Origin of the sequence: Paractinoplanes atraurantiacus, assembly GCF_900215205.1 — a bacterium.
Taxonomy (GTDB): domain Bacteria; phylum Actinomycetota; class Actinomycetes; order Mycobacteriales; family Micromonosporaceae; genus Actinoplanes; species Actinoplanes atraurantiacus.
This window is the reverse complement of sequence record NZ_OBDY01000057.1, coordinates 1-12155: the sequence shown is the minus strand read 5'-3', so window position 1 is coordinate 12155 and position 12155 is coordinate 1. Positions and strand designations below refer to the sequence as shown.

General features: G+C 68.7%; 12 protein-coding genes and 1 pseudogene. 4 read left to right on the top strand and 9 right to left on the bottom strand.

All coding sequences use genetic code 11. The annotated features are described in order from the left end of the window. Both CRP55_RS54230 and CRP55_RS50690 read left to right on the top strand, forming a co-directional pair. A pseudogene (locus CRP55_RS54230) lies at window positions 1-238 on the top strand (hypothetical protein); the annotation flags it as partial. A gap of 215 nt (window positions 239-453) precedes the next feature. Next, window positions 454-1122 carry an MBL fold metallo-hydrolase gene (locus CRP55_RS50690; RefSeq protein WP_097329298.1) on the top strand — a complete coding sequence of 223 codons (669 nt, stop codon included), beginning with the start codon at window positions 454-456 and terminating at the stop codon, window positions 1120-1122. 163 nt (window positions 1123-1285) lie between these two features. On the opposite strand, the gene CRP55_RS50685 is transcribed toward CRP55_RS50690, so the two are convergent. The 6 genes from CRP55_RS50685 to CRP55_RS50660 form a co-directional block, all read right to left on the bottom strand. Continuing rightward, on the bottom strand, window positions 1286-1702 hold the full coding sequence (locus CRP55_RS50685; protein WP_218855218.1) for a MarR family winged helix-turn-helix transcriptional regulator: 417 nt from the start codon (window positions 1700-1702) through the stop codon (window positions 1286-1288). Window positions 1703-1863: 161 nt separating this feature from the next. Next, complete coding sequence (locus CRP55_RS50680) at window positions 1864-2679, bottom strand: ABC transporter permease (protein ID WP_218855216.1); 816 nt, start codon at window positions 2677-2679, stop codon at window positions 1864-1866. Continuing rightward, window positions 2676-3515: an ABC transporter permease gene (locus CRP55_RS50675; RefSeq protein ID WP_097329297.1), complete on the bottom strand. Its 840-nt coding sequence runs from the start codon at window positions 3513-3515 to the stop codon at window positions 2676-2678. Before CRP55_RS50675 ends, CRP55_RS50680 begins: the two co-directional genes overlap by 4 nt. 1 nt (window position 3516) lies before the next feature. Beyond that, complete coding sequence (locus tag CRP55_RS50670; RefSeq protein WP_097329296.1) at window positions 3517-4710, bottom strand: ABC transporter substrate-binding protein; 1194 nt, start codon at window positions 4708-4710, stop codon at window positions 3517-3519. Next, window positions 4700-5725 carry an ABC transporter ATP-binding protein gene (locus CRP55_RS50665; RefSeq protein ID WP_097329295.1) on the bottom strand — a complete coding sequence of 342 codons (1026 nt, stop codon included), beginning with the start codon at window positions 5723-5725 and terminating at the stop codon, window positions 4700-4702. The genes CRP55_RS50670 and CRP55_RS50665 overlap by 11 nt, the downstream gene beginning before the upstream one ends. A 39-nt stretch (window positions 5726-5764) precedes the next feature. Further along, window positions 5765-6943 carry an aldehyde dehydrogenase family protein gene (locus CRP55_RS50660; protein WP_097329313.1) on the bottom strand — a complete coding sequence of 393 codons (1179 nt, stop codon included), beginning with the start codon at window positions 6941-6943 and terminating at the stop codon, window positions 5765-5767. 120 nt (window positions 6944-7063) lie between these two features. On the opposite strand from CRP55_RS50660, the gene CRP55_RS50655 reads away from it, so the two are divergent. Further along, window positions 7064-8539, top strand: a complete 1476-nt coding sequence (locus tag CRP55_RS50655; protein WP_179855716.1) for a PucR family transcriptional regulator — start codon at window positions 7064-7066, stop codon at window positions 8537-8539. Here the strand turns inward: CRP55_RS50655 and CRP55_RS50650 are convergent. The 3 genes from CRP55_RS50650 to CRP55_RS53790 form a co-directional block, all read right to left on the bottom strand. Then, window positions 8528-8914 carry a DUF6578 domain-containing protein gene (locus CRP55_RS50650; protein WP_097329293.1) on the bottom strand — a complete coding sequence of 129 codons (387 nt, stop codon included), beginning with the start codon at window positions 8912-8914 and terminating at the stop codon, window positions 8528-8530. The genes CRP55_RS50655 and CRP55_RS50650 overlap by 12 nt on opposite strands. A gap of 67 nt (window positions 8915-8981) precedes the next feature. Beyond that, window positions 8982-9365 (bottom strand): DUF7674 family protein, encoded by a 384-nt coding sequence (locus CRP55_RS50645; protein WP_438865862.1) that lies wholly within the window; start codon window positions 9363-9365, stop codon window positions 8982-8984. Window positions 9366-10126: 761 nt separating this feature from the next. Then, window positions 10127-10324 carry a hypothetical protein gene (locus CRP55_RS53790; RefSeq protein WP_179855715.1) on the bottom strand — a complete coding sequence of 66 codons (198 nt, stop codon included), beginning with the start codon at window positions 10322-10324 and terminating at the stop codon, window positions 10127-10129. Window positions 10325-10973: 649 nt separating this feature from the next. Between CRP55_RS53790 and CRP55_RS50640 the strand changes: the two genes are divergently transcribed. After that, window positions 10974-12137 carry an IS110 family RNA-guided transposase gene (locus CRP55_RS50640; protein WP_097324818.1) on the top strand — a complete coding sequence of 388 codons (1164 nt, stop codon included), beginning with the start codon at window positions 10974-10976 and terminating at the stop codon, window positions 12135-12137. Window positions 12138-12155 lie beyond the last annotated feature (18 nt).

Sequence of the window (12155 nt, the reverse complement as noted above, 5' to 3'; positions counted from 1 at the left end):
GACGCCGGGCGGGGCGGAGACGCCGGGCGGGGCGGAGACGCCGGGCGGGGCGGAGACGCCGGGCGAGGACGCCGGGCGGGGACGCCGGGCGGGGACGCCGGGCAGGACGAGGACGCCGGGCGGGGACGCCGGGCGGGACGGAGACGCCGGGCAGGGCGAGGACGCGACGCAGGGCGAGGACGCGACGCACGGCGCGGTGGGGCAGAGCGGGGCAGGGACGCGACGCAAGGCCCGGTAGAGACGCGACGCAGGGCGGGGCGGAGACACGACGCAGGGCGCGGACACCACGCGGGGACGCGGGGACACCACCCGGGGCGCAGCAGGGCGAGAAAGCACGACGCGAGGACGCGGGGAGGCAGCGCGAGCGGTGGGCGTATGTGGTGCCTCGCACTTGGGCTTGGCGGAGATATACAGCAAAGCTGTACAGTTGTGCTGTACCTGAGGAGGTCATCGATGAAGCTCACGAAGTACGACCACGCCTGTGTCACCCTCGCCAAGGGCGGGCGCACGATCCTGGTTGACCCGGGCACCTTTACCCCGGATGCGCCGCGGCTCATCACGGAGGCGGATGCGGTGCTCATCACGCATGAGCACTTCGACCACTTTGATGACGGCATTGTGCTGGCGGCCATGTGGAACCGGCCCGGTCTGCGCGTCTACGGCCCGGCGGCGGTCACCGCGAAACTCGCCGAGCAGACTCCGCCCGAGGCTGCCGGCGACCTGGGTGAGCGCCTGGTCACCGTGCGGCCGGGAGACAGCTTCGAGCTGGCCGGTTTCGCGATCACCGCCCACGGTGGCGAACATGCGCTGATCCACCGCGACATTCCGCAGGTCGACAACGTCGGCTACCTGGTCGACGGCTCCATCTACCACCCGGGCGACGCCTACTTTGTGCCCGGCGCCTCGGTGCCCACGCTGCTGCTGCCGACCAGCGGGCCCTGGACCAAGTTCGGCGAGGCCGCCGACTTCGTGCGAGCCGTCCGGCCCGACCGCGTCGTCCAGATCCACGAGCTGATGCTCAGCGATCTGGGCCAGAACTCCGCCGCCATGATCCTGGGCGAGAACGGCCTGACCGGCCTTCCCCTTCACCGCCTACCCGCTGGCGAAAGCCTCGACGCCTGATCCCCGCCTGGCCACTCTGCCGCACAACCCCGCCGCTTCGCCTCCGCGCCGCTGCCGATCGTCATGGTGGCGGGCGCAGCTTCGACCGGTCATCGAGGGCGGGCGATCGGTTGGCATTCGACACCTGACCGCCGGCCGAGCCATGCGGCGACGGCTGCTGGACTTACTGGCGGGGCTGGAGCTTGGCGAGGATCTCGGGGATTCGCCGGACGACCTCACGCTCTCCCTCGTCCAGGTCGTGCTGGATGGCCTCGGCGATGCCCGCAGCGCGATGCCGCCGCTCCCCGGCCAGGGCGGCCCGACCCTCGTCCGAGATCTCGACGACCACCTGGCGGCGGTCGGTCTCGTGCGGCTTCAAGGCGACGAAGCCCTGGTCGTGCAGCAAATGCACGGTGCGCGTCATCGACTGGTGCCGCACCTGCTCGCGGCGCGCCAGCTCGGCGATCGAGACCGCCCCGGCCCGGTCGAGGTGCCCGAGCACCGCGGCCTGCCCGGCAGGCATCCGATCCCCGGCTCGTGCGCGCCGGACGAAGTCGCCGATCGCCACCCGCAGCGCTTCCGCCAGCTCCACGTCGCTCACACCTCAAACCTACAGCAAGCCTGTAGACCAGCAGTCACTACAGAAAACCGCCGGGCTCACAGGCGTCGTGCTCGCCGTAGTAGATGACGGCGCCGGCCGTGTATCCGCCGCCGGGAGGGATGTCGTGACAGGGTTGGCACGAGATCACATCGCAGGGCGTGTCAGGTGCGGCTGGCGCCCGCTTCCGGGCCGGCCAAGCGCTGGGCCAGCCAGACCGGGATTACTGACAGGACAATCAAGGCCGCGGCTACCACGTTCACCACAGGGGCCTGGTTGGGGCGGAACAGATTGTTGAAAATCCAGATCGGCAGCGTTGTTATGCCTGGGCCGGCCGTGAAGGTGGTGACGATGATTTCGTCGAAGGAGAGGGCGAAAGCCAGCAAGCCGCCGGCCAGCAGGGCCGATCTCATCAGCGGGAAAGTGATGTAGCAGAAAGTCTGGAACGAGGAGGCGCCCAGATCCGACGACGCCTCCTCGAAATTGACGCCGCTGCGGCGCAGGCGGGCCAGGACGTTGTTGTAGACCGTGACCACGCAGAACGTGGCGTGGCCGACGATGACCGAGAACAAGCCCTTGCCCAAGCCGAGCGGGGCGATCACCGAGCGCCAGGCGCTGTCCAGCGCTATGCCCGTGACGATGCCGGGCAGGGCGATCGGCAGGACTATCAGCAATGACACGGTGTCGCGGCCGAAGAACTTGAAGCGCTGGACGGCGAAAGCCACCATCGTGCCCAGGATCAGGGCGATGGCGGTGGCGCCCAGACCCGCCTTGACCGAGGTCAGCAGGGCGTCCCGGGCGCCGGAGTTGTCCCAGGCGGCGGACCACCAGCGGGTCGTCCAGTCGTGCGGGGGCCAGGCGAAGGTGCGGTCGCCGTTGAAGGAGTTGACCAGCACCAGGAGCAGGGGAACGTAGATGAACGTCAGCCCCACGGCCATGAACGCGCGCAGCGCCCAGCGGGACCAGACGGACAGGGTCACAGTTCCTCCAGGGCGCCCGAGCGGCGGACCGCGACCAGGTAGATGACCATTACCAGAACGGGGATGGTGGCTATCGCCGCGGCGAAGGGGAGATTGTTGGCGGCGCCTATGTTGGCGTACACCAAATTGCCCAGAAGTTGGGTTTTGCCCCCGACGATCTGGACGGTGATGTAGTCGCCCAGGGACAGCGAAAAAGTGAAGATCGAGCCGGCGAAAAGGGACGGGACGATAAGCGGCAGCACCACTGTGCGAAATGTCCGACCCGGTCGCGCGCCCAGATCGCCAGAGGCTTCGAGCAACGAGGTGGGCATGCGTTCGAGGCCGGCATAAATAGGCAGGATCATGTACGGCAGCCACAGGTACGACAGCACGATGATGGTGGCCGTCAGCCCGTACCCCGGACCGTGCCCTAGAAAGAGCCAGTCGATCGGGCCGTCGTTGGCCAGCAGGACGCGCCAGGCGTACGCCTTGACCAGGTACGACGCCCACAGCGGGGTCAGGATGGCGATCACCAGCCAGTGCCGTGAGCGCGGCGAGGCGACCTTGGCCATGAAGAAGGCCATCGGCAGGGCCAGCACCGCGCAGATGACCGTGACCGAGGCGGCCACGCCCAGGCTGCGCAGCGCGACGTTGCGGTAGACCTCCTCGGTGACGATGGTCCGGAAGTTCGCCAAGGTGAACTCCCGGACCACCTCGCCGGTGAACCCGTTGACGGTCCAGAAGGCCGAGACCAGCAGCACGGCGAGCGCGCCGAGATAGGCGACGACCAGCCACAACAGGGGCGCCGAGAGCAGCGCGGCCAGGCGCAGCCGCGGATGCCGGTGAAAGACGGTCACGCTATCCCTTGATCGTCGTCCAGGCCTGGGTCCAGGCCGCGTAGTCCTTGCAGGTCACGTCCGTGCGGCCGTCCACGCACTGCGCGAGCGGGGTCGTCCAGTACCAGACCTGCTCGAAGTAGGCCTCGTCCTCGGCGTGGAAGGTCGCGCAGTGGTTCTTGTCGGCGGTCTCGGCGCAGGACAGCTTGTTGGCCGGCGCCTCACCGAACCACTCGGCCACCCCGGCGTTCGCCTTGGGCGAGATGATGTGGTTCATCCACAGGTAGCCGCAGTTCGGGTGCTTGGCCTTCGACGAGATCATCCAGGTGTCGGACCAGCCGGTCGCGCCCTCGGTGGGCAGGATCGCCTCGACCGGCGCCTTGTCGGCCTGGACGAGATTGGCGATGACCTGCCACGTCGTACCCAGAACCGAATCTCCGCTCTTGAATGCCTGCACCTCTTTGGTGTAATCGGACCAGTACTCGCCGATCAGCTTGTTCTGCTCGGTCAGCAGATCGGTCGCCGCTTTGAATTGCGTTTCATCCAGCGCGTACGGGTTCTTGATGCCCAGATCCGGCTTGGTCTTCATGAGATAGAGCGCGGCGTCGGCGATGTAGATCGGCGAGTCGTACGCCGTGATCTTTCCTTTGTACGGGGAATTCGCGTCGAAGACGGCGCCCCACGAGGTGGGAGCCGGCTTGACCGTGTCGGTGCGATACATGAGCAGATTGGCGCCGCGGCCGTGCGGAACGCCGTACGGCTGCCCGTCGACCGAGTTCCACTGCTTGTTCTTCAGGCCCTCGAAGACGTCTTTGTAATTACTGATCAGGTCAGTGTTGACCGGCGCCACGTCCCCGCCGTAGATCAGGCGCAGCGAGGCGTCGCCGGAGGCGGACACCACGTCGTACTCACCGGTCTTCATCAGCGCGACCATCTCGTCCGACGTCCCCGCGACCTTGGTGTTGACCTGGCAGCCGGTCTCCTTCTCGAAGCCCGACACCCAGTCGACCTTGGGGTCGGTCGAGCCGTCCTCGACATATCCGGCCCAGGCGACGACGTTGACCGTGCCCTCGCCCGCACCGAGCGCCGCCATCTTGTCGACCTTGGGGACGCTCAGGCCGCCGGGGCCGGAACCGCCTTCGTCGTCGGAGCTACCACATCCAGCGAGCGCGAGCGCTATCACGCCCACAGCCAGAAAAGTGACTTTATGCCGCATCAGCGTTCTCCTTCACCGAGATGACGTGCTCTTCGTGCCAGGTCAGCCGAACTCTCTTCCCCCGCATCTCGCCCAGCGCGGCCGTGCCGGTGCGCCGGTTCTGCTCCACGACGGTCATCCGCGCCCCCGCGTCCAGGTCCACGACGAACCTGGTCACCGGCCCGGCGTAGATCACCTCGGCCACGGTTCCGGGCACGCCGGCTTCGCCGTCGACTTCCAAGGTCAATTTCTCCGGCCGTACGGCGTAAGCACCGTCGCGCCCGAAGACCGAGCGCGCGGCTTCGCCGGTGAGCAGATTGGACGTTCCGACGAATCCCGCGACGAAGGGCGTTCCGGGCCGCTCGTAGACCTCCTCGGGCGTGCCGACCTGCGCCACCCGCCCGTCGTCGAAGACCGCGACCCGGTCGCTCATGGTCAGCGCCTCGTCCTGGTCGTGGGTGACGAAGACGAAGGTGATGCCGACGTCGCGCTGGATCTGCTTGAGCTCCACCTGCATCTGCTCGCGCAGCTTGAGGTCGAGCGCGCCGAGAGGCTCGTCGAGCAGCAGCACCTTGGGCCGGTTGACCAGGGCGCGGGCCAGCGCCACCCGCTGCCGCTGGCCGCCGGACATCTCGCGGGGCCGTCGCTGGCCGAAGCCGTCGAGGCGCACCGAGGCGAGCGCTTCCTCGGCCCGCTCCCGGCGCTGCCGGCGGGGCACCTTGCGGACCTTGAGGCCGTACTCGACGTTCTCGATCACGCTCAGGTGCGGGAAGAGCGCGTAGTCCTGGAAAACGGTGTTGACGTCGCGCTCGAAAGGGGCGAGCCGGGTGACGTCGCGGCCGCTGAGCTCGACCCGGCCGGCGGTCGGCAGCTCGAAGCCGGCGATCATCCGGAGCACAGTGGTCTTGCCGGAACCGGACGGGCCCAGCATCGAGAAGAACTCGCCGTCGGCGATCTCCAGGTCGATGCCGGCCACCGCCTCGACGGCGCCGAACGACTTCTTCAGACCGATCAGCTTGATCGCCGCGTCACTCATGCCGAGCCTCCTTCACGCGCCTTGCCGTCGATGGGCCGGTCACGGGGTCACCACCACCGTCTTGAGATCGGTCAGGGCCGCCATGGGAACCGGCAGCGGGAACGTGGGCACCTCATTGACCAGGACGCCGGCGAAGCGCAGCTCGCGGGCCGCGCGCAGGGCGGCGCCGAGGTCAGAAGTGAAGATCGCGGCCTGGCTCCCCGGACCGTTTTCGTTGGCTTCGTTGGCCAGACGAATGGCTTCCGTTAGCCGAGCGAACGGTTTGACCGCGACAGCGGGGATCGCGTCGGTCGCTTCGTCGAGCGGATCGCCCGTTCTTCGTGCCGCGATCGTGTCCTGGAGCTCGGCGACCAGCCGGTCGTGGAGCGACTGGTCGACATAGAGCGAAATATCGCCCTGAAGGGCATCGATCACGCGGCCGGGATCGGCATCGGCGCCGACGATCACGGGAACGGGTCCCTCGAAGGAGAGGAGCAGGCGCTTACCCGCGGCGGCCTGCCTGACGCGAGGGCCTTCTCCGGCGGCGCCGCCGAACAACAGAACGGCCGGCGCGGGGTGCAGAACCAGAGGCGTCTCCGCGGCCGGGCCGGTGACCACCGAGATCCAGTCGTCGGGCAGCCCGGCCTCGACCAGCAGCTCGGCCAGCCGGATCGCCGAGACCGGCGTCCGGTCCGACGGCTTGAGCACCACCGGGCAGCCGGCCGCGATCGCCGGCCCGAGCACATGCGCCACCAACGGAAACCGCGCCGGCGAAACCACGGCGACCACACCGGCCGGCCGCCGAAGCGTGAACCCGAGCCGCTCCCCCGAGCCACCACCCGGGTGGTTCGGCGGCGGAGTGACGAGTTCGCTCGAGGGGATGAGGTCGCCGGTCAGGTGGCGGGACTCGGCGGCGGCGTGGCGCAGCGTCGCGGCGGCTCGGGTGGCCTCGGCTCGGGCGGTGCGGATCGGGTGGGCGGACTCGCGGGCGATCGTGACCGCGAACTCCTCGGCGCGCTCGGCCAGCAGGTCGGCCGTTCGCTCCAGGACCTCGGCCCGGCGATGCTGGGGGAAGTCGTCGCGGGACAGGGCCGCCCCGGCGGCCGCCACCGCCGAGGCGACGTGATCGGGGCCGAGCGCCGGTACCCGGGCCACGGGGGAGCCGTCGTACGGGCTCAGCACCTCGATCCACTCGGGGGCGGTCGCCGGGCGGCCGCCGATCCGGGGCGTCACCTGCATCAACGCGGCGCCCCCTCCCGAAGTGTGTTGCAGGACACCGTAGAGCCGCGCGCTGATGCCGGTAAATGGATGAAGGAACAGTCCTTACGCGGAGCCGTTGTGCGCCCGTACAGTCCCGCCATGACGCTGCGTCTGTCCGACGTGCTCGCCGACCCCGACCTGAGCCTGCGGCTGGCCGACGGCGACCCGGCCGCGCTCCACCAAGCGGTGCGGTGGTGCGCGGTGACCGAACTGGCCGACCCGCGGCCGTTCCTCGGCGGCGGCGAGCTGGTGCTGACCACCGGGCTCAGCCAGCTCGACGAGGCGGCCCAGCGGCAGTTCGTGGAGCGGGTGGCTCAGGGGCGGGCGGTCGGGCTCGGCTTCGGGATCGGTTTGACCCACGAACGGATTCCGGAAGGGACACTCACCGAAGCGCGCGAGCATCGGCTGCCGGTGCTGGAGATCCCGTACGAGACGCCGTTCATCGCCGTTGATCGTTTTGTGGCCGACCGGATCCTGGAGGAACAGTACGGCCGGTTCGCCGACCTGCTCGACGAGCACGACACGCTGGCCAAGGCGTTGCTGTCGGGGCGCGGGCTGGGCGCGCTCATCGACTCGCTGCACCAGATATTGGGCGCCCCGGCGATGGTCCTCGACCTGTACGGGCGGGTGCTGGCGACGGCGCCGGCCAGCGCGTCCTGGCCGGTCGAGCAGATTCTGTCCACGGCGCGGGGGCGGGCCGGCGGCGACCCGCCGATGGCGGTGCCGGTGAGTGTGGAGGACGCCGTGGTCGCGTACCTCTGCTGCCGTCGCCCTCGCCGTTCGGCCGACGTCCTGCCGTACGCCGTCTCGCTGGTCGGTCTGGAACTGGCCCGCCGTCAGGCGGAGCTGGCCGGCAAGCGGCGGCTGGCCGGGCAGGTCCTGGAAGATCTGGTGCGCGGGACGATCGGGGCGCCCGAGGCCGAGCGGCGGCTGACACCGTTCGGCATCCGGGCCGGCGAGGAGCACGCGCTGCTGGTGGCCACGGTGGACACCGGCGGCGACATGCGGCGCAAGCTGGTGAGCAGCCCGCCGCTGGCCGGGGCGACCACGGCGGTCCTCGACGACTGCCTGTTGGCCGTGCTCGAGCCCGGCCAATCCGCCCGTGAGGCGGCACTGCTGCTCAGCGCCCACCTGTCCCGCCACGGCGACGAGGTGCGGGTCGGCATCGGCGGCTGGTACGCGGGCATGACGGGCCTGAGGTGGAGCTACTACGAGGCGCACGAGGCGATGACCCGGGGCCCCGGCATCAACGAGCGCCAGCAGATGAGCCTCTCGGGCCTGCTGCTGGCCAGCGAGGACGTGCCGCTGCGCGACCTGGCCCGCGACGTGCTGCGCCCACTACGCGAGTTCGACGCCGCCCACAACGGCTCCCTGGTGGCGACGCTGCAGGCCTACTTGGACGCGGACGGCTCGGTGGCCGTGGTGGCCGACCGCCTGATCGTCCACCGCAACACGGTCCGCTATCGGGTGGATCAGATAGAGCGCTTGACCGGGCGCTGCTTGACCACCACAGCCGACCGCGTGCAGTTCTGGCTGGCGCTGGCCGCGTCCAACCTGGGCGGCTCAGCCGGCTGAGATCCTGACCGAGTTTTGAGCGACGATGCGTATGAGGAAGCCGGCGAAGTGTCGATCGCCCAAGTCTTCGTTCCATTTCTCAGCCGCGACGACGGATGTCACGAACCCGGATCCGGCAACCGGCTCGGGCTCGAAGCGGCAATGCAACGTGGCGATCGAGGTCACGAGGCCCTCGGCCAGCGGAGCGCTTGAATCACCGTGATGGTCCTCGATCGCATCGACGGTCGCGGCGACCCCATCGTGAAGTACGGTGTCGAGCCACGCCAACTCGGCGGAATGGGGTGGCCGCAGCCGCCACGTTACCTCGTCACCTTCCCGGAAAGGCGTACCGCAACACTCCATCTGCCAGCCGGCCATCCACACGTCGAGCTTCACCACCCAAGCCTGCCAAACGCCGCCATCGACTACGGCGCAGCCGCGAGCTTCCGGACCGCGGCATCCGTCAGCCAGGCTGAATGTGTGGGATGGGCGTACCGAGTTCCCAGAACCGGCTGATCGCTTCCCAATACTTCGCCGACAGTGGGCGGAGCCAAGGGCGGAACGCCTCCGGATCAACGCCTCGCGAGGTGACGGTATGCATCTGCATGCCTTCTAGATGGCCGATCACCCCCAGCTGGGAGACGTACGGGTCGCCATGAACGATCAGATGCTCGATAAAGTCGAAGGCGGCGTCGAACTCACTCGCGTCGCCGGCGGCGAGGCGGTCGGCGAGGTGGCCAGCCACCCATGCCGCGTCCAGGTAGCCAAGGCGACCACCGGGAGACTCCGGGTCAGCGTTGTCGTCAGCAACTCCTGCCCACTCCTGTCGAGAGTGACGGAAGCGCAGCGAGCAACAGAGCAGGAACCTGTTCGGCGGTGACGTGTACTCCCGTGGATCCCACGCCCGCCAGCCGAGATAAGGCGCCCTCCGCTTCTGATCGGATATCCGCTCATCGGCGCGAGGCGTCCGTCAGCCGGCCCTCAGCGAATACCTCGCGCCGATGGTCACCAGTCCAGGCCCACTTGCCATTCGCTGCGAGGTATGACCGCAAGCCGTTCGCCGGGTGCAGGGGAACGACCCAAGACGTCCTCGACAGCTTGGGCCCGTACCCGGCGAGCCGGCAGGCCCGGACGTCGGGGGACTTCGCCGACCAGCGATCACGTTCCTCCGGCAACTTCACGGAACACGACATACATCGGCCGCGACTTCGCGGCGCCATCCGCCTCGGCCATACCCCGATTGTCGTCGACAACGGCAGAGACGAGGACGGTCCGCCGCGCGCGATACGCGGCATGAGAATTCGGACCTGTTTGATGGCCGGCGCGAATGTGGCACGTTTTCTCTCTTACCGCTCCGGCTGGGCTCGCGGGAGAATAACTCATGCGCCGGATACGGGGTCAGATTCAGTTGTTCAGCCAGACGCAGATATCTCCATGGCGTGATCCCACCCGGCGCCGTAGCTACTCCGCCGGCGAGGAAGAATTCCGCCGCGATCATCACGAGCGCCGGCAATACGGATTGATACAACGACACACCAGAAAATGGCGCAGCCTGCACGGCGATGCCCCGATGCCGCCCTTGGCCCCACCTCGCCCCTACAGGCCACGTCAGCGCCGCTCGCCCGCCCCGCACTGCCCGGCCACCGTCAGCCCGGCCAGCGTCAGCCCGATCGACTCCGCCACCCCAAGCCCGGTCGGCCCTGATCCGGCCAGCGCAGGCCCGGCCGGCGCACGCTCGGGCGGCACCGGCTCGGGCGGCGCAGGCTCGGGCGGCGCAGGCTCGGGCGGCGCAGGCTCGACCAGCACGGGCTCGGACCCCGCAGGTCCGGGCGGCCCAGCAGGTCCGGACGGCCCAGCAGGTCCGGGCGGCCCAGCAGGTCCGGACGTGCCCGCCGATGCCCTTCGAGACCCCGGCGCAACAGCCAAGGCCACCCCCACCGAGCCGGCATCCGGATCATCCGGGCGGACCTCAACCACACACCCGCCGGCACCCCACGCCATGCCACACACCCATCCCCGCCGGGACACCACAACCCGATCCAGCCACCCCAACCGCAACCACCGGGCGAAACACAAACAGGTTTCCGCTCTCCTCCCGCGGCCATTCCCACGACGCAACGGAAAGCATTCCGCAGAAGGCAGCCAAGAAACAGACTGACGCGAATGTCGAATCCACGGGTCTACCTGACCGCGTGGCGCCGTTCCGCACTGATTGCAGCAATCATCTCGGCTACTTATTTACTGGTGGCACGACCGCTGCCCGGCCAGGCATGGTCGAGGTGACCGGCAGAGTCACTCTCATTTCGGCTGTCCACCCGCAGGTTGGGTGTGGCTCAGATTTGGCATGTGCCCTGCCGGTCACCGCGGCGCGGAGTGGCTCCAGAGGGGTATGCCCAGCTCAAAGTAGCGCTGCCCTCCCGCCGGCACCAGGTCGGAGCAGGGAGGGACGAGACAGATGCCCAATGTCGTCATCGGAGTGGACCCGCACAAACGATCAGCCACCATCGAGGTCATCGACCAGCACGAACGAGTGCTCGGCCAGGGCCGGTTCGGCACCGATCACGACGGCTACAAGGCGATGCTCGCCGCCGGCCGCAAACATGGCGAACGGATCTGGGCGGTGGAGGGTTGCAACGGCATCGGCCGGCACGTTGCCCAGCGCCTGGTCGCGGACGGCGAGACGGTTGTCGACGTGCCGACGAAGCTGTCGGCGCGAGCGCGGGTGTTCGCCACCGGTCAAGGTCGTAAGACCGACCCGGTCGACGCGCACAGCGTCGCCGTGGCCGCGCTGCGCACATGCGGCCTGCGCCAGGTCCAAGCCGATGACACCACGGTGGCGTTGCGGCTGCTGGTCGACCGCCGTGACCAGCTCGGCCGGACCCGCACCGAGGTCGTGTCCCGGCTGCATCACCTGCTGGTCGAGCTCATCCCGGGCGGGGCGAAGAAGTTCCTGTCCGCCCAGCAGGCGCGCGTCCTGCTCAACACCGTCCGCCCGCGGGATCTTGTCGGCAAGACCCGCCGCTGGCTGGCATCCGAGCTGATCCACGAGCTCGTCACCATCGACAAGAAGATCAAGGTTGCCAACGCCGAGCTGACCGATCTGGTCGCCTCCACCGGCAGCACCCTGCAAGAACTCACTGGGATCGGCCCGTCCGGCGCCGCCCGCCTAATTGGCGACATCGGTGACATCGCCCGGTTCGCCAGCCGCGGCCACTTCGCCTCCTGGAATGGCACCGCACCACTGGACGCGTCCTCCGGCGACCAGAACCGGCACCGGCTCTCTCGAGCCGGCAACCGGCGCATCAACCGCGCCCTGCACATCATGGCCGTCGTCCAACTCCGCCGTGACACCGAAGGTCGCCGCTACTACCGGCGCAAACTCGCCGACGGCAAGACCCCGATGGAAGCGATGCGAGCGTTGAAACGCCGTCTGTCCGACATCGTTTACAAGCGGATGGTCGCCGATGCCAGGCGGCTGGAGACGGGCCCGGGAGGACACGTGGGGACGACTCTGCGATCCAGCGCGGCCGACCTCAACCCCATGATCGACACTTCGGAGAAGTCACTTCCCGGACCCGCCGAAACCCACCATAAAGCAGACCTCACAGCCGCCTCTTGACACAGAGGGGTGCCAGAT